This window comes from Pseudomonas sp. T1.Ur (assembly GCF_023516725.1).
GTDB lineage: Bacteria > Pseudomonadota > Gammaproteobacteria > Pseudomonadales > Pseudomonadaceae > Aquipseudomonas > Aquipseudomonas alvandae.
Map to the genome: position 1 here is coordinate 2316511 of NZ_JAMGSN010000001.1, position 17742 is coordinate 2334252.

Annotated in this window: 14 protein-coding genes; 8 read left to right on the forward strand and 6 right to left on the reverse strand. The window is 64.1% G+C overall.

The features are described 5' to 3' along the window. The first annotated feature begins 129 nt into the window (after window positions 1–129). From nirB to M8Q45_RS10485, 3 genes are all read left to right on the forward strand, one after another. Window positions 130–2691, forward strand: a complete 2562-nt coding sequence (nirB, locus tag M8Q45_RS10475; RefSeq protein WP_249874661.1) for a nitrite reductase large subunit NirB — start codon at window positions 130–132, stop codon at window positions 2689–2691. After that, a complete protein-coding gene (gene nirD / locus M8Q45_RS10480) occupies window positions 2691–3062 on the forward strand; it encodes a nitrite reductase small subunit NirD (protein WP_249874662.1) in 372 nt (123 codons plus the stop codon). Before nirB ends, nirD begins: the two co-directional genes overlap by 1 nt. Before the next feature lie 268 nt (window positions 3063–3330). Further along, entirely contained in the window at window positions 3331–3771 is a 441-nt protein-coding gene (locus tag M8Q45_RS10485) for a CBS domain-containing protein (RefSeq protein ID WP_249874663.1), read from the forward strand. 168 nt (window positions 3772–3939) lie between these two features. Here M8Q45_RS10485 and M8Q45_RS10490 read toward each other — a convergent pair whose 3' ends face one another. Next, window positions 3940–4977 (reverse strand): AraC family transcriptional regulator, encoded by a 1038-nt coding sequence (locus tag M8Q45_RS10490; RefSeq protein WP_249874664.1) that lies wholly within the window; start codon window positions 4975–4977, stop codon window positions 3940–3942. 9 nt (window positions 4978–4986) lie between these two features. Then, entirely contained in the window at window positions 4987–5901 is a 915-nt protein-coding gene (locus tag M8Q45_RS10495; RefSeq protein ID WP_249874665.1) for a GGDEF domain-containing protein, read from the reverse strand. A gap of 489 nt (window positions 5902–6390) precedes the next feature. Between M8Q45_RS10495 and M8Q45_RS10500 the strand changes: the two genes are divergently transcribed. The 5 genes from M8Q45_RS10500 (at window position 6391) to M8Q45_RS10520 (ending at window position 12937) form a co-directional block, all read left to right on the forward strand. Then, window positions 6391–8913, forward strand: a complete 2523-nt coding sequence (locus tag M8Q45_RS10500) for a TonB-dependent receptor (protein WP_249874666.1) — start codon at window positions 6391–6393, stop codon at window positions 8911–8913. 102 nt (window positions 8914–9015) lie between these two features. After that, window positions 9016–10884 (forward strand): phytase, encoded by a 1869-nt coding sequence (locus tag M8Q45_RS10505; RefSeq protein ID WP_249877304.1) that lies wholly within the window; start codon window positions 9016–9018, stop codon window positions 10882–10884. A gap of 64 nt (window positions 10885–10948) precedes the next feature. Next, the gene (gene tolQ, locus M8Q45_RS10510; protein ID WP_249874667.1) at window positions 10949–11656 is read left to right on the forward strand and encodes a protein TolQ; all 708 of its coding nucleotides are present in this window, start codon (window positions 10949–10951) and stop codon (window positions 11654–11656) included. A gap of 13 nt (window positions 11657–11669) precedes the next feature. Next, the gene (tolR, locus tag M8Q45_RS10515; RefSeq protein WP_249874668.1) at window positions 11670–12116 is read left to right on the forward strand and encodes a protein TolR; all 447 of its coding nucleotides are present in this window, start codon (window positions 11670–11672) and stop codon (window positions 12114–12116) included. Beyond that, window positions 12113–12937, forward strand: a complete 825-nt coding sequence (locus tag M8Q45_RS10520) for an energy transducer TonB (protein ID WP_249874669.1) — start codon at window positions 12113–12115, stop codon at window positions 12935–12937. The genes tolR and M8Q45_RS10520 overlap by 4 nt, the downstream gene beginning before the upstream one ends. Window positions 12938–12977: 40 nt before the next feature. Here the strand turns inward: M8Q45_RS10520 and M8Q45_RS10525 are convergent, their stop codons facing one another. From M8Q45_RS10525 to M8Q45_RS10540, 4 genes are read right to left on the reverse strand one after another with little or no spacing between them, the layout of a single operon-like run. After that, window positions 12978–13460, reverse strand: coding sequence for a response regulator (locus tag M8Q45_RS10525; RefSeq protein WP_249874670.1), 483 nt, complete (start codon window positions 13458–13460; stop codon window positions 12978–12980). Then, window positions 13457–15769 (reverse strand): ATP-binding protein, encoded by a 2313-nt coding sequence (locus tag M8Q45_RS10530; RefSeq protein WP_249874671.1) that lies wholly within the window; start codon window positions 15767–15769, stop codon window positions 13457–13459. Before M8Q45_RS10530 ends, M8Q45_RS10525 begins: the two co-directional genes overlap by 4 nt. Continuing rightward, window positions 15766–16434: a response regulator gene (locus M8Q45_RS10535; protein ID WP_249874672.1), complete on the reverse strand. Its 669-nt coding sequence runs from the start codon at window positions 16432–16434 to the stop codon at window positions 15766–15768. Before M8Q45_RS10535 ends, M8Q45_RS10530 begins: the two co-directional genes overlap by 4 nt. After that, window positions 16431–17615 (reverse strand): sensor histidine kinase, encoded by a 1185-nt coding sequence (locus M8Q45_RS10540; RefSeq protein WP_249874673.1) that lies wholly within the window; start codon window positions 17613–17615, stop codon window positions 16431–16433. The genes M8Q45_RS10535 and M8Q45_RS10540 overlap by 4 nt, the downstream gene beginning before the upstream one ends. Between the last annotated feature and the right edge of the window lie 127 nt (window positions 17616–17742).

The window sequence follows — 17742 nt, forward strand, 5'->3', positions numbered from 1 at the left end:
ACGGTAGATCAGGGCGCAGTCGCCGGATCGATACCGCACAGAACAGGCAAAGACGCCTGGAACCGCAAGGTTTCAGGCGTCTTTTTTTTGCTTTCAAAAAACCGTGATGGGCTTTTGTCGGGTGCTTTTATGAATTCCAACGTTGCTTCCCTGAACAAGCTGCAAACGCTGATCGTGATCGGCAATGGCATGGTCGGCCACCACTGCGTCGAGCAACTGATCGAGCGCGGCGCCCTCAACCATTACCGCGTGCATGTCTTCAGCGAAGAGCCGATGCGTGCCTACGACCGCGTGCACCTGTCCGAGTATTTTTCCGGCCGGGACGCCGAATCGCTGGCCTTGGGCGAAGCCTCGTTGTACCAGACCCCCGGCGTCACGTTGCACCTGGGCGTGCCGGTATTGGACATCGACCGCCAGGCGCACGAAGTGGTCACCGCCGGGGAACGCATCCGCTACGACAAGCTGGTGCTCGCCACCGGTTCCTACCCGTTCGTGCCACCGATCCAGGGCGCCGAAGGCGATTCGTGCCTGGTCTACCGCACCCTCGAAGACCTCGACGCCATCCGTAACGCCGCCAGCAACGCCCGTCGTGGCGTGGTCGTCGGCGGTGGCCTGCTGGGCCTGGAGGCGGCCAACGCTTTGAAAACCCTTGGCCTGGAAGCCCACGTTGTCGAATTCGCCCCACGGCTGATGCCGGTGCAACTGGACGAGCAGGGCGGGCTGGCCCTCAAGGCGCGCATCGAGAAACTCGGCGTCGGCGTGCATTTGTCCAAGGGCACCCAATCCATCAGCGCGGGTGAGCAATACCGCTATCGGATGAACTTCGGCAGCGACGATTTCCTCGAAACCGACCTGATCGTCTTTTCTGCCGGCATCCGCGCCCAGGACGCCTTGGCCCGTCAATGCGAGTTGCAGATCGGCCCGCGCGGCGGCGTAGTGATCGACGACCATTGCCAGAGCAGCGACCCGGACATCTATGCCATCGGTGAATGCGCGGCATGGAATGGCAGCATCTTTGGCCTGGTCGCGCCGGGCTACCAGATGGCCCGCAACGTCGCCGCGCGCCTCTGTGGGGAAGCCGGCGAGGCCTTCACCGGCGCCGACATGTCCACCAAACTCAAGTTGCTGGGCGTGGACGTCGGTTCCATCGGCGACGCGCACGGCCATACGCCGGGCTCGCGCAGCTTCCAGTTCATCGACGGAACCAGCGCCAGCTACCGGCGCCTGGTGGTCGATGCTGACGGCAAGCGCGTGATTGGCGCCGTACTGGTCGGCGACAACAGCTATTACGACACGCTCTTGCAGTACATGCAGAACGGCATCGCCTTGCCCAAGGACGCGGCCAGCCTGATCCTGCCGTCCTCCGAAGGCGCCCCGACACTCGGCCCGGCGGCGTTGCCTGAAGCCGCGACCATCTGCTCGTGCCACAACGTCACCAAAGGCTCGATCTGCTCGGCCATCGACGGTGGCTGCACCGATCTTGGCCAGCTCAAGTGCGACACCAAGGCCGGCACCGGTTGCGGCGGCTGCGCGGCGTTGGTCAAGCAAGTGTTCGAGCACGAATTGATTGCCCGGGGCGTCAGTGTCGACAAGAGCCTGTGCGAACACTTCGCCTACACCCGCCAGGAGCTGTATGCCCTGGTGCGCGTGGAGGGGATCATCAGTTTCGAAGAGCTGTTGGCCAAACACGGTCGCGGCCACACCGGATGCGACCTGTGCAAGCCCGCGGTGGGTTCGATCCTGGCGTCGTGCTGGAACCAGCCGATCATGGATCCGCACCTGGTGCCATTGCAGGACACCAACGACACCTTCATGGCGAACATGCAGAAGAACGGTACCTACTCGGTGGTACCACGCATTGCCGGTGGGGAAATCACCGCCGACAAACTGATCGCCATCGGCGTCGTCGCGAAGAAATATGACCTCTACACCAAGATCACCGGCGGCCAGCGCATCGACTTGTTCGGCGCGCAGTTGCACCAGTTACCGGACATCTGGGCCGAGCTGATCGAAGCCGGCTTCGAAACCGGCCACGCCTACGGCAAGTCGACGCGCACGGTGAAGTCCTGCGTGGGCAGCACCTGGTGCCGCTACGGCGTGCAGGACAGCGTGCAAATGGCCCTGACCCTCGAGGACCGCTACAAAGGCCTGCGCTCGCCGCACAAGCTCAAGTTCGCCGTGTCCGGTTGCACCCGTGAATGCGCCGAAGCCCAGAGCAAGGACGTCGGCGTGATTGCCACCGAAAAGGGCTGGAACCTCTACGTCGCCGGCAACGGCGGCATGCGTCCGCGCCACGCCGAGCTGTTCGCCACCGACCTGGACGACGCGACGCTGATCCGCTACATCGACCGCTTCCTGATGTTCTACATCCGCACCGCCGACAAGCTGCAACGCACCTCGGTCTGGCGTGAAAGCCTGGAAGGTGGCCTGGACTACCTCAAGGACGTGATCATCCACGACAGCCTGGGCCTGGGTGCCGAGCTCGAAGCGCAGATGCAGCTGGTGGTCGACCGCTACGAATGCGAGTGGGCCAACGCCTTGAAGGACCCGGAAAAACTCAAGCGCTTCCGGACCTTCGTCAACGACAAGCGCGGCGATCCGGACGTCCACTTCGTCCGCGAGCGCGGCCAGCGCCGGCCGGTGCATGCCGGTGAACTTCACCTGATTCCCGTCACCGAGGAGGTGCTCTGATGAGCCAGTCAAACGTCGTTCGTATCGCTCAACAACCCCAGCAATGGCGCGCCCTGTGCAGCCGCGAAGACCTGGTGCCCAACTCCGGCGTGGTCGCCTGGCACGACGGCAGCCAAGTGGCGTTGCTCTATCTGCCGGAGCACGCGGACAAGCCCTTGTACGCCGTCGACAACCGCGACCCGAAGTCCGGCGCCAACGTCATCGGTCGCGGATTGCTGGGCAATATCAAGGGCGAACTGGTGATTGCCTCGCCGATGTACAAGCAGCATTTCCGCCTGGAAGACGGTCATTGCCTGGAATACCCCGAGCAGCGCCTGCGGGTCTGGCCGGTGCGCTTGAATGGGGATGTGGTGGAGATTGGCGAGGACTGACCGTCGCAATTGTGGTCTTTCGGTGCCCTTGTGGCGAGGGAACTTGCTCCCGCTGAACTCTGTAGGAGCTGGCGAAGCCTGCGATCTTTTGATCTTGATCTTGATCTTGATCTTGATCTTGATCTTGATCTTTCGCTTGAGATTCAAGTGCCCTTGGGAAGATCGCAGCCTCGTTGCACTCGGCAGCTCCTACGCAGCTCCTACGCAGCTCCTACGCAGCTTCTACGCAGCTTCTACGCAGCTTCTATTTTGAGATTGGGGATTAGCAATGAAAACCGCCGCCCAACTGGTAAGACTCAAGAGCGTGCAGAACCAGCAGGTCCACAGCATCGCACCGGAGCAGACCGTGCTCGAAGCGTTGCAGATCATGGCCGAGAAAAACGTCGGCGCACTGCCGGTCATCGAAGACGGGCAGGTGGTGGGGGTATTCAGCGAGCGGGATTACGCACGCAAAATGGTGCTCAAGGGCCGCTCATCCGTGGGCACTACGGTGCGCACCATCATGAGCACACCGGTGATAACCGCCGACAGCCAGCAGAGCATCGATCGCTGCATGGCAGTCATGACCGACAGCCACTTGCGACACCTGCCGGTGCTGGATAACGGCGAGTTGATCGGACTGCTGTCCATTGGCGATCTGGTGAAGGAATCTCTCGTCGAGCAAGCGGACCTGATCCGGCAGTTGGAGCACTACATTCGCGGGCATTGAGTCTGCATCGGCTCCAGCAGTGCCCTTGTGGCGAGGGCGCTTGCTCCCGCTCGGCTGCGTAGCGGCCGCAGGATCCTGGGCCTGCTGCACCCGAGGCGTTCGCACCGGTCCAGCGAGAGCACGCTTCCTCGCCACAGACACCCATCGCCCCCAGAGGGTCGCCGGCGCCTATCCCAACGCCAGCAACTGCCGGATCAGCTTCGGCGTACTGCCGGTCCAGCGCTTGAATGCCCGGCGGAAGTTCGCCGTATCGTTGAAGCTCAGGTACTGCGCCACTTCCTCGTTGCTGAACCCCTTGATCTGATACAGGTACAGCGCCACGTGCGTGTGCACCCGGTCCACCTGTTGCTGGAACCCGGTGTGGTGCTTGTGCAACTTGCGCTTGAGGGTCGCCGGGCTCATGGCAAAGGCCTGTGCGGTCTGTTCCAGGCTTGGTGTTTGCTGTACATGGGCGTGCAGATAGTCGTAGAGGCAGTCGAGGAAGCTCGACGCGAAACCCAATTGGTCGACCTGCCCCCGGGCTTCGATCCGCGCGACTTGGCCAGCGGTTGCCGAGGTGTCGGGCCAGGGTTGGGCCAGGCAATGACGGGGCAGGCGCATCATATCCAGCGGTCGATTGAACTGGCTGTTCTCGCCCAGGTGCACCCAATATTGTTCGACGTAACGCGGCTCGTCATGGCGAAAATTGCATTGCCAGGGCAGCCGTTCACCGCTGAGCCAGGCACTCATCGCCACCATCGACGTCATGCTGGCTTCAAGCACGAAGCGCCATTGCTCATCGGCGCCGCAGCTGTCCAGCCAGTGGATGTAAGCGTAATGCTCGTCCAGCAACAAACGAGGTGCGGCCAACGGGCTGAGCAGCGGTTGATAGTCGATCAGTGTGTCCAGTGCTTGATGCAGATTCTGGGCGTGACGCAGGGCATGGCTGGCCGGTCCGTAGTGGCCGGGCAAGAGTCGCTGGCCGAACAGGAAGCTGCTGTCGCTGGCATCCAGCAGCCGTCGGCTGTTATCGATCAGGCCGAGAAACTGTTGCGGGCTGATGCGGCTTCGACCTGCGAGGATATCGTCGTGGAACAGGCCGGTGCCGCGCAGCAGGCGATGACTGTCGATGTCCCGCGACAGCGCCAGGTCGATCAGCGTCGCCGGTTGATAGTGCCCCGCAATGAAGCGGCTGTCGGATTCGTACCAATGGGTCTTGAGGGTCATCGGCCAGCCTCAGGCGCTTTTCGCCAGCGTGTGCCGGGTTTGGGCCAGCGTCAGGTTCAGGCGTTTGAGCAAGGCTTCAGGGGTTTCGTCGAACGCCATCACCACCGCCGTGCTGGCCGCCAGTTGCAAGCGCTCGCCGTGTTGCCGGGTCTTGTGGGCGAGGCTGCGAACCGCCTGTTCCAGCTCCTTGGCCTGGCGCAGGCCCTGACTTTCGCCCGTGTCGGGCAGCAGCACGACGAAGCGGTCACCGGCGAGGCGGCATACCAGGTCCTGGCGCCGCAGGTTCATCACCAGCAATTGGCTGACGGCTTGCAGCACGGCGTCGCCTTCGCTGTGGCCGAAACGCTGGTTGATCGCGGCGAAGTTGTCGAGGTCCAGGGCCAACAGCGACAGGGGCTGCTGCCGGCGCCGGCTGTCGTCCAGGCTGGCGGTCAGCTCATGCTTGAGAAAGTCCGCGCCGCCCAAAGGCGTGAGTTTGTCGAACAGACGGTGCTCGCGGAACAGCCGCTCGCGCTTCTCCATCTGCCCGTTGATCGCCAGTTGCTCGCGGTGCCAATGGTAAATGCCCAATGTCAGCAGGATCATGCCCACCGGCATCGGTCCGGATTCGAGCCAATGGTCCCAGGTGATGGTGTCGGGCAGGTGGATGAACTCGTCGAGGCTGTCGATCCACCAGGAAAAGAAAATGCAGCCCAGGCCCAGGACCAGGTAGTTGGTCACCCGCCCGGCGGGACGGCTTTTCAGGACCAGGCCCAGCCACACCAGCGCCAGCAGCGCCGAGCCACCCTCGCCGAGAATGTCCAGCCAGACCCATTGCTCCACGGGTTTGATCGAACCGTTGGCCAAGTGCAGGATCAGGCCGAGGTTGGCGGCCAGCAGTAGCAGGGCGAGTTTGAGGCGATGCGGGCGCAGCGTGGAAAACATGGCCGGAATCCTTTGCCAGAAGCGGAATGCGGCCAGCACAGCAGATGAATGTGACAGGGCGGTGACGGCGGGCGACGGAGCGGGGGAGGGTCGAATCAGCTCATCGGTTATTCGGATTTTTTTCGGCAACACCGCCCCGTGGCGAGGGAGCTTGCTCCCGCTGGGCCCTGTAGGAGCTGCCGAGCGAAGCGAGGCTGCGATCTTTCCAAAGCCCATTGAGTTGAGAGCGAAGGTTCTGGATCAAAAGATCGCAGGCTTCGCCAGCTCCTACAGGCCCAGCGGGAGCAAGCGCCCTCGCCACGGAGTTTCCGAGCGCGGTTCCAGTAGGTCATTTCAGCTCATTCAGGCTCGCCAGCCCCCCTAAATCAGCTGATTGCAGCCCCTCCAGCCAAGCCCTGTCACAGAACCGTCATTCCCCACCCCTAGCGTGCCCTCCCAGTTGCCGGGCCGTTGCCTGGCGGATTTTCGGATTCCTGGGGGAGGACCACCATGCAGCACCGCACCATCACCGCCGGGCTCGTCGGTTTTACGCTCACCGCCTTGGCCATGGCGGTGGCCAGCGAGCGACTGAGCGCTGCCGAGCCATCGGCCACCGAGCACGTCGAGGTGGTCGGCCAGGCCGCCAGTATCGACCAGGCCCTCAAGGAGCAACGCAGCGCCGACAGCATCAAGAGCGTGGTGCACGCCGACGGCGTGGCGCAGTTGCCGGACGAGAATGTCGCCGAAGCGGTGCAGCGCCTGCCGGGCATCAGCGTCGAACGCGACCAGGGCGAGGGCCGCTTCGTCAGCGTGCGGGGGTTGGGGCCGGACCTCAACAGCGTGACCATCAACGGCACGCTGGTGCCCGCCCCGGAGAGCGAGCGTCGCGCGGTCGCCCTCGACGTGCTGCCCTCGGAACTGGTGCAGTCGCTGTCGGTGATCAAGACGCTGACGCCGGACATGGACGCCAACTCACTGGGCGGTACGGTGGACGTCAAGAGCCTCTCGGCTTTCGATCATGAAGGCCTGTTTTACACCGGCAGCAGCGAAGCCAGCTATGACAAGAACACCGCCCAGACCAGCCCGAAATTCTCCGGCGCCATCAGCGATCGTTTCAGCCTGGGCGACGGGATCGACAACTTCGGCGTCGCTGCCGCCCTGAGCTGGCAGAAGCGTGACTTCGGTTCGGACAACGTCGAAACCGGCGGTGCCTGGGACTTCGAGCAAGGCTCACGGCTCGAAGAATTCGAGCAGCGCGACTACGACATCCGCCGCGAGCGCGCCGGCGGCGGGCTGAATTTCGACTACAAGCCTGACGATTTCAGCAGCTATTACCTGCGCACGCTGTACAGCCGCTACAAGGACACCGAAACCCGCAACGCCGCCAGCATTGCCTTCGACAACCCGCAAGCACCGGGCGAAATCGGGCCAGCCGAGGGGGAACGCAAACTCAAGCAGCGTGAAGAGACCCAGGAAATCCAATCCTATGTCCTGGGCGGCGAGCGCTGGTTCGGTCTCTGGACCTTGAGTGGCCAGGCCGGCTACAGCGAGTCCAGCGAGGACAGCCCCGGCCACATCGCCGGCGCCACGTTCAAGGGCATCGATGGCTTCGACGGCGGTTTCTACGACCGCGACAAGCCGCGGCCAATCGTTGGCCCGGGCTTCTACGACCCCAACAATTTCAGCCTCGACAAGGTGGAGTGGGAGCAACAGAAAACCACCGACACCGAGAAGAACCTGCGCCTGGATCTGGCCCGCGATTACGACTTGAAAGGCTACGCCTCCCAAGTGAAGTTCGGCGGCAAGGTCAGCCGGCGCGACAAGGACAACGATCTCGACGCCTGGGTCTACGAGGATTTCGACGACCTGGGCTTCACCGACGAGCAACTCAATCTTGGCCAGTTCCAAAAGGGCACCGTGGACTACCGCCTCGGCCGGTTCGGCCCGGGTATCAGTGCCGATGCGATCAAGCAACTGCTGGGAGGTCTCGATCGCGATGCTTTCTTCGATGAGCAGGAGTCGCGGGTCAACGACTTCAAGATGAGCGAAGACATCAACGCCGCCTACCTGATGAACACCGTCGATATCGACGATTGGCGCTTCATCGCTGGCATGCGCTACGAGGGCACCCAGTTCGAGGCCAAGGGCACCGGCGTCACCGACGGGGTCTTCACCGACACCGCTACCCGCCGCCAATATCACCATTGGCTGCCAGGCCTGCACGCGCGGTATCAGCTGGACAAGAACACCCAGGTGCGCGCGGCCTGGACCAAGTCTGTGGTCCGGCCAACCTTCGGCCAACTCGCGCCGGGCTTTGTCATCGACGATGACGAGGCCACCTTCGGCAACCCGGACCTCAAGCCGCTGGAATCGAGCAACCTGGACCTGGGCATCGAGCATTTCATGGGCCGCGCCGGCACCGTCTCGGCGTTCGTGTTCTACAAGGACATCCAGAACTTCGTCTACAACACCGACCTGGCCGGCACCGGCGCCTGGACCGACTTCGCCGAAGCCCACAGCTTCGCCAACGGCGACAGCGCCAAGCTCTATGGCCTGGAGCTCGCTTACTCACAAAAATTCGATTGGCTGCCCGCGCCCTGGAACGGCCTGCTGCTGGGCGGCAACGCGACGTTCAGCCGATCCGATGCGCAAATCGAAGGGTTCGACCAGGCCAGCGGCACCCGGCGCAAGCGCAACATCGACCTGCCAAACCAGTCGGACACGGTCGGCAACCTGATGCTGGGTTGGGAAAACGACACACTCAGCCTGCGCCTGTCGGCCAACTACAAGTCGGCCTACCTGTATGAGCTGGCCTCCATCAGCGACCGCGACCATGACCTGTATGTCGACGCCCAGACCTTTGTCGATTTCAGCGCCCGCTATTCGCTGACCAAGAATCTTCAAGTCAGCCTGGAAGCCCAGAACCTCACTGACGAGCCGTATTTCGTCTACACCGGCCACCGTTCCTACAACGGCCAGTACGAGGAATACGGACCGACCTACAAGCTGGGGCTGACCTTTACCCATTTCTGACTCCCCAGGATCCCCTGTGGCGAGCCGTTCAAGTTCGGCAATGACAAAGGATTTTTTCTGTTGAGTACAACATTTTTTCAACCCAAGCACCCACTGCTGGCGATGCTGGTCGGCCTGTTTGCCAGCCACGCACAGGCCGCTCCGAGCCTGAAGCTGCAACCCTGGGCACAGGACCTGTCGGCGAACGCGGTGGCGTTCGTGCCTGGCGAGGCCGCCACCGGGCGGTTGCTGGCCGGACGCGATGGGTTGCTGCTGCTCGATGATCAAGGGCGCGAGCTGACCCGCTTCAACGGCGCGTTCGATAGCCTCGATACCCGCACCCTTGGCGCAAACGTGGTGGTGACCAGCCTCGATAGCGGCCGCCAGCAAGCGCTGCTGGTCAGCCTTGATCCGCAGAAGCGCCAGTGGGGCACACCGCTTTATCTGCCGGCGCGGGAATTTCCGGTGAACGGCCTGTGCCTGTACCGCGACGAGGCGAGCAATCTGTTCGTGTTCCTCGTGGGTGAAGAAGGCCGGGGCGAGCAGTGGCTGGTGGGCCATGGCGAGCAGCTCAGCGAGACCGCGCAACGGGTGCGTGGCCTGCCGCTGCCGCCGGATGCGACGGCGTGCCAGGTACAGGACGACGCCAACCAATTGTTCGTCAATGAAGAACGGGTGGGGTGGTGGGCTTACCCAGCGTCCTCCGAGGCGGAGTCCGTGCGGGTGCCCGTGGCGATGCGGGCACCGTTCGGTGATATCCGCCAAGTGGCCGGCGCCATGGCGGCGCTGCCCGGGGGGCTGTTCGGTGTGGACCCGCAAGCGGCGCAGTTGCACCTGTACCAGCAGCAAGGCCAGGCGTGGGTTGCCCAGGCCGGCGTGCCGCTAACGGGCCTGAAGGAGCCGGAAAGCCTCGCCGTGCGCCTGACGAAAACCGGCGCCCAACTGTTGCTGCGTGACGATGACAACGGTCGTCTCTACCAAGGTGACATCAATTGGCAGCCCGCGCCGGTGCCGTCGATGCCGAAATTGCCCAACGTGGCCGCCATCGCCCAGAGCGAGCCGGTCGCCCGTCAGGGTGATGCGGCGGACGACCCGGCCATCTGGGTCCACCCGACCGCACCCGCCATGAGCCGGGTGCTCGGCACCAACAAGAAGCAGGGCCTGTTGGCTTATGACCTGCAGGGCAAGTTGCTGCAAGAGCTGCCGGTGGGGCGCCTCAACAATGTCGATGTGCGCAGCGGTTTCAAGCTGGGGTCGCAGACCGTCGACCTGGCTGTCGCCAGCAACCGGGATCGCAACAGCCTGAGCCTGTTCAGCATCGATCGCGCCAGCGGTGAGTTGCGTGAAGCTGGCGAAGTCCCGACGCCGCTCAAGGACATCTACGGGATCTGCCTGTTCCAGCCCGACAGCGGCGAGTTGTATGCCTTCGCCAATGGCAAGGATGGGCAATTCCTGCAATACCGCTTGCACGCTGCGGACGGCTCGATCAAGGGCGAGTTGGTGCGCCAGTTCAGTGTCGACAGCCAGCCCGAAGGCTGCGTGGCCGACGATCAGCGCCAATGGTTGTTTCTCGGCGAGGAAGACGTCGGCGTCTGGACAATGGATGCCCGTGCCGATCAACCGGCAACCCTGGGCAGCGTGATCAAGGTCGGTGCGCAACTGCACGCTGACGTCGAAGGCATCGCCTTGTACCAAAGCGCCGGCCACGACTACCTGGTGATTTCCAGCCAGGGCAACGACAGCTACGTGGTGCTCGATGCCCAGCCGCCCTATGCCGTGCGTGGAACCTTCAGGGTCGGGTTGAACGCCGCGGCGCGAATCGACGGTGCTTCGGAAACCGACGGCCTGGAGGTGGTTTCGGCCAACCTCGGTGGGGCTTGGAGCCGAGGCCTGCTGGTGGTCCAGGACGGGCGCAAGCGCATGCCCGAGCAAGCCCAGAATTTCAAGTTCGTGCCCTGGGCCGACGTGGCGAAAACGCTAGGCCTGCCTTGAGGGGCTCCGTCATCAACCGGTCACGAACATTTCATGCAATAGCAGCCCGACAGGAGTTCAACCCATGCAAGCCACACTGGAACACATGACGATCTGGGGCTTGATCAGCGACGCGAGCCTGCTGGTCAAGGCGGTCATGCTCACACTGTTATTGGCTTCGTTGCTGAGCTGGTACCTGATCATCCAGCGCAGCACCGTGCTGCAGCGCAGCGAGCGCCAATTCAACGGTTTCCTCCAGCGCTTTCGCAGCAGCGCCGATCTGCTGCCGCTGTACCGCGAGACCGCCCAGGCCCGAGGGGAGGACGGCGGCGTGTTGCCGGTTTTTCACGCCGGTTACCAAGCGTTCACCCAGCTGAGCCTGCCTTCAGGGAGCCCCGCAGTGGTGCTCGAGGGCGTCGAGCGCTCACTGCAGGTGGCGATCAGCGAACAGGAGATCGAGCTGGAGAAAGGCCTGCAGTTTCTCGCCACCGTCGGCTCGGTCAGCCCTTACATCGGCCTGTTCGGCACTGTCTGGGGAATCATGAATGCCTTCCTCGGATTGTCCCAGGTGCAGCAGGCCAGTCTTTCCACCGTGGCGCCGGGCATCGCCGAAGCCTTGATCGCCACGGCCATCGGCCTGTTTGCCGCGATTCCGGCGGTGGTTGCGTATAACCGACTGGCTGCGCGCGGGCAGACGTTGCTGACCCGTTATTACGCCTTTGGCAACGAATTGCAGGCGCGCTTGCATCACACGTTGCACGGCGCCTCGGTGAACCTGGCGACGGCCGCATGAGGGGAGAGGGCAGATGTTAGTCAAGCCGCAACGCAAGCACGGGCCCAAGGCCGAAATGAATGTGGTGCCTTACATCGACGTCATGCTGGTGCTACTGGTGATCTTCATGGTCACCGCGCCGATGCTGACCCAAGGCGTGAAGATCGAGCTGCCCAAGGTTGCCAGCGAAGCCTTGGCCAACGACAGCCGCCAGCGGATCCTGACGTTGTCGGTGAAAGCCGAGGGCGGTTACTACTGGAACCTCGGCGGTGAGCTGGACACGCGCCAGCAGACCGACAGCGCGGTGGACCTGGAGCAACTGCGCGTGAAGGTGGCGCAGGTCGTCGCCGAGCACAGCGATACCCAGGTCTATATCCGAGCCGATGGCCACGCCGATTACGCCCGGGTCGTCGCCGCCATGGCGGCCCTGCAGCAAGGCGGGGTGAGCAACCTGGGGCTGGTGACCGAGGCTGAACGATGACAGCGATGATCATGCACGGTTCGTCCACGGGTTGGCCCGCGCTGGGGCGTGACGGTTTTTGGAGAAATGGCTTGGCCGCGGGCGGTGCCGTGGCGTTGCACGCCGCCGTTGTCGTGTTGCTGGCGGCGGGCTGGACGGTGGAGACGCCGCCCGTCGAGGCGCCTCGGGTACTGCGTACGCAGCTGGTTATCCTGCCACCGGCGCCGGTTCCCCAGGCGCCCGCGCCCGTGGCAGTTACCGCGCCGCAGCCGATCGAAGCGCCGGCGCCGCCGGTCGAGGCTCCACGCCCCAAGCCGATCGAGACAACGCCTGATCCGCAGCTTCAGGCAAGGAAGCTGGAGCAGGCAGCCGTGGCCCGCAAGCGGGTCGAGGAACGCAAGCGCGAGCAACAGGCCGATGAGCAACGGCAGCGGCTGGAAAACGAACGCCGCCGGCACGAAGCCGAACAGCAGGCCGCCGAGCAGCAGGTTGTCGAGCAACACCGCCAGGCGCAACAGGCCGAAGCGCTCGCCCAGCAACGTCGTGCCGAACAGGCGCGCCTGGCCGCCGACAGCCGCAGCTATCTGCCCCTGAGCAAAGAGGCCCCGGACTACCCGCAACGGGCATTGGACAAAGGGCTGGAAGGCGATTGCACCGTGGAATACAGCGTGACGCCGGAAGGGAAGATCGAAAACCCGAAGGTGCTCAATGGCTGCCACCCATTGTTCATCCGACCGTCCCTGGCAGCCGCCCAGGCATTCCGCTACCAGCCGCGGATCGTCGATGGCAGGGCGGTCACGGTGCCGGCGGTCAGGAATACGTTTCACTACCGAATCAAGTAGAACCCCTCGCGGTAGCCCAGGCTATGGGTCTGGCGCGTGCTCAAGGGGTCTCGGCCTGGCGGGCCTCGGTGGTGGGCCGGTGCTGGCGCAGCAATTCGATTTGTTGGGCGGGGACCAAGGTGCGCAATGATTTATACAGCGCCCGGGTTTCCAGCAGGTTCCACACGCGCAGCATGGTTTCCAGCGCATCGAGGGGTTTGCTGATGAAGTCCCGCGCGCCCAATGCCAACGCGCGCAAGCGGGTGTCGCGGGTGGCGTCGGCGGTCAGCACCAGGATCGGCAGGTAGTCATTGGCCGGGATCCGCCGGTTGAGTTGCTCCAGCACGGCGAAGCCGTCGAATGCGGGCATGTGCAGGTCCAGGATGACCAGGTCCGGCTCGAAACTGTTGAACAGGTCGAGGGTGCGCAACGGCTCGGTGCTGCTCAGCACATTGTGCAGCCCCTCGCGGGCCAGCAGTTGCTCCATCAGGTCTAGGTTGGGGCGCTGATCGTCAATGATCAGGATGCGCAAATCGCGATTCATGCGGACTCCGGTAGATAACGTTCGAGATGGCCGAGAAAGGCCTGGATATGAATGGGTTTGGTCAGGATCGCCGTCGCCCCCGCATCGTGCAAGGCGCGGTGCGTCAGGTCGCTGGCGTCGGCGGTGATCATCAGCACCGGCGTCGACGCGGTGGCCGGGGATTGGCGCAGGCGGCGCAGCACTTCCAGGCCATCCAGGTCAGGCAATGTCACGTCCAGCAAAATCAATTGCGGCGTGTGCTGGCGAGCCAGGTCGAGGCCCATCTGGCCTTGCATGCTCGACAACAACTGGATCCCCGGACGGCGCTGCATCAAGGTTTCGATCAGGGCCAGGCTCGACAGGTTGTCTTCGATGCACAACACCTTGCCGTCGAATTCGGTGCGCGGTCGCGCCACTTCCAGCGCAACCATGGGGGGCAACTGAGCGCCGGAGACATGGGCGCAGGGCAGTTGCAGGGTGAAGCAGCAGCCTTGTCCCGGATCACTGCGCACTTGCAGGCTGCCTTGCATCATCTCCAGCAGGCTCTTGCTCAGGGAAAGGCCGAGGCCGGTGCCTTCGACCTGGGGATCGGCACCGAGGCGTTCGAATGGCTTGAACAGTTGGTCCAACAGCTCGGGGGCGACGCCATGCCCGGTGTCGCTGATGGCGATGCTGACCTGGGGGGCTTCGATGAGGACCTCGATGCGCACCTCGCCGCCCGGTTGGTTGTACTTGATGGCGTTGGACAATAAGTTCAGCAGCACCTGGACCAGGCGCTGGCGGTCGGCAAGCACGCCGCTGCCGTCGGGCAGCAAGGGAAGCTCGGCCAGGTGGATGCCGGCGTCGGCGGCCATTGGCGACACCAGGGTCAACGCTTCGTGCAGCACCGCCGGCAATCCGATCGGCTCGATGTTCAGCGGCAAGCGGCCCGCTTCGATCCGGGCGATGTCGAGCACTTCGTTGATCAATGCCAGCAAATGCTGGCCGGCCCGCAGGATGTGACTGACGTGGGGACGCTGGCCGGCAACGGAATCCATGTCCAGCAGTTGCGCGAAACCCAGGATGGAATTCAGCGGCGTGCGCAGTTCATGGCTCATGCGCGACAGGAATTCACTCTTGGCGCGACTGGCGCTCTCGGCTTCTTCACGGGCCGTGCGCAGGGCGATCTCGGCGGCACGCCGGTCGGTAATGTCGCGAGTGATTTTCGAGAAGCCGCGCAGGGCGCCGGTGCTGTCGTATTGCGCGGTGATCACCACACTGGCCCAGAAGCGACTGCCGTCCTTGCGGCAGCGCCAGCCTTCTTCCATGTAGTGACCGTCGCGGGTCGCCTCGAGCAACGCCATGTCCGGGTGCGCCGGGCATTCTTCGGCCAGGTAGAACAGCGAGAAATGCCGGCCGAGCACCTCCTGTTCGGTATAGCCCTTGATCCGCTCGGCGCCGACATTCCAGGTGATGACGTGGCCCTGGGCGTCCAGGGCGAAAATCCCATAGTCCTTCACGCCATCGATGATCAGCCGCAGGCGTTCTTCGTTATCGCGCAAGGCGCGCTCGCGCTCGGCCAGCAACTGCCCGGCCTCCACCAGGCGGGTGCCCAATTGGCCGATTTCATCCCGCTCCGGCGGCTGTGGCAGCAGGGGTTGGCCCAGCGCCAGGCGTTGGGCGTTGCCTTGCACCTTCTGGACCCGGGCAACGATGCCCTTGGACAGGAACAGCACCGCGACGATGGCGCCAAACAGTCCGCACACCGCCGCCAGCAGGGTGGCGAACAACAGGCGCATGCGCGTGGCCGAGGCGGCGGCGCTGCGTTCGGCGAGCAGGGCGTCTTCGCGTATGCGCATGGCGCTGATCTGTTCGCGCAACACGTCAAGGACCTGTTTGTTTTCGATCAGGATCGCGGTGATGGTTGCGGTGTCGTCGCCCTTGCCGGTGCGCAAGGCGAGCAGCCCGGCGAGCTTTTCGGTGATCAGCGGGGTGATGGTCTTGAGGTGCTCACGCATCCTGGCGTCGCGGATATTGTGGTCCAAGCGTTGCAATGCGGCCTGGATCTTGGGCGTGGCCTGTTCATAGCCGGGCAGGAAATCTTCGCGGCGGGTCAGCAGATAACCACGCACGCTGGCGGCCGCTTCGGCCAGCAAGGTGTGCACCGCCTGGATGTCGCCCTGTACCAGCAGCACGCGTCGTACGTCTTCTTCGGCGCGGGCAGTCTGGCGCTCGGTGATGTAGATCAGCACCAAGGACAGCAGCAGGACCACCAGCGGCAGGGAGATCACCACCAAGGCCTTGCCGCGCAAGGGCAGGTTGGCCCAACGGCGGGCGGCGAGAAACCTCATGGCCATTGTCCGGAAGGTTGCGCGACCAGCCCAAGGGCGACACCGCGTACCGCGGCCTGGGTCCGGTCGGCGGCGCCAAGCTTGCCGATGACCCGTTCCACGTGGGCTTTCGCGGTGCCGGGGGCGATGCCAAGTTTTTCACCAATCTCACGGTTGCTGAACCCACTGGCGACCAGGCCGAGCACCTGTCGCTCCCGGGTCGTCAGGGCCTGGACCTGCGGCGCACCGCTGGCGCCGCGCTCGGCCATGCGCCGCAAGAGGCGGGCGCTGACCGCGCTGTTCAGGGCCTCCTCGCCCTGGGCGACCCGTTTCAGCGCATCGAGCATCTCGGCACGGCTCGCATCCTTGAGCAAATAGCCGACGGCACCCGCTGCGATGGCGGCTTCCAGGTGGTCGGGGCTGTCGTCCATGGTGAAGACGATTACTTTGATCTGTGGCTGGCGTTGCTTGAGGATGCGCGCCGCACCGAGGCCGTTGAGCACCGGCATGCGGATATCGAGGATGGCGATGTCTGGTTGCAGCCGCTCGCACAAGTCGAGTGCCTCCTGGCCGTCGCAGGCCTGGCCGACCACTTCGAACCCTTCGACGCCTGCCAGCATGGAAATGAAACCGGTGCGGGTGACTTCGTGATCATCGGCCAATAGCAGGCGCAAGGGACGCTTCATGAATGGGCTCCTTGGGCGGGCAGCGGCACGCTGGCCGACAGACGAGTGCCGCCACCGGGTTCGCTGCGACAGTCCAGATGGCCACCGAGCAGGCTGGCGCGTTCCTGCATCGCCGCCAGGCCCAGGTGGCGGGAGCCCTGGGGGTCGATGGGCGGTCCGAGGGTGAATCCGCAGCCATCGTCCTCGACCCGCAACGTGGCCCGTCCATCACGCACCGCCAAGCCGAGGCAGACATGCCGGGCCCGTGCATGCTTGAGGATATTGTTGATGCCCTCCTGGGCGATGCGGAACAGGGCAATCTCGGCGTTTGCCGGCAGCCGCGCGGCACTGTGCTCGGCCCAGTCCACCGCCAGCCCGGCGCCGCGCAGGCGATCGGCTTCCTTGTCGATGGCGCTGTACAAGCCGAAATCGTCCAGCACATGGGGGCGAAGGCCGCCAATCAATTGCCGACTCTCGCCGACGCAGCGCTGGGCCAGGTCGAGGATGGCCTGGAGTTCGTCGTCCAGCGCCGACGGCAGTGGCGGGCAGCGCCCGGCGAAACCTTGCAGACGCTGGTGCAGCCCCGCGAGGTTCTGCGCCAGGCCGTCATGAAGGTCATACGCCACGCGCTTGCGTTCGTCTTCCTGGGCGCTGAACAGTCGATGGACCAGCTCGGACATCGTCCGCTCCCGTGCTTGCAACGCCTGGAGCAGACGGCTGTTCTCCAGGTGCGCGGCCAGTAGCGTCGCGAGCAATTGCAGTGATTCGATGTCTTCGTTGTCGGGGGCCCCCAAGGGCACACTGTTGCCCAGCAGCAGGGCACCAAACACGATGCCGTCGGCACCTCGCAACGGCACGCGCAAGACCTGCGCCAGGGCTTTGCCGGGGCAGTCCAACCACTGCGGTTCGGGCGCCGAGGGCTGCGCCAGGCTGGCGAGCAGGCCCAGCCCCTCGGCGCTACCGTGGCTGGCAACGGTTTGCAGCGTGGATTCCGGCGTCCACTCCAGCAACAGGCCATGGTCCATGGCGACGAATGCGCACGCTCGCTGCACCGCCCGCTGGCGCATCTGCACCAAGGGCAGGCGGGTCAACTCATGGCCGGTGCCCAACAACAGGCCCAGGCGTGCCGCGCGGCTTTGCGACTGGCGGTATTGGCTACGGATCGCCAGGGCACTGCCGGGGTCGTGGGGTGGGCTTTGCATGGGAAACTCCAGCATGGACGGGAAGTGGCCTGGTTGGGGATGGCGTCATTAGACCTTGCGATCGGCACTCAGCCTATCTGCCGAATGGCATAGGCGATCGGCACCGGTTGGCCGATGGCGAGCGCTG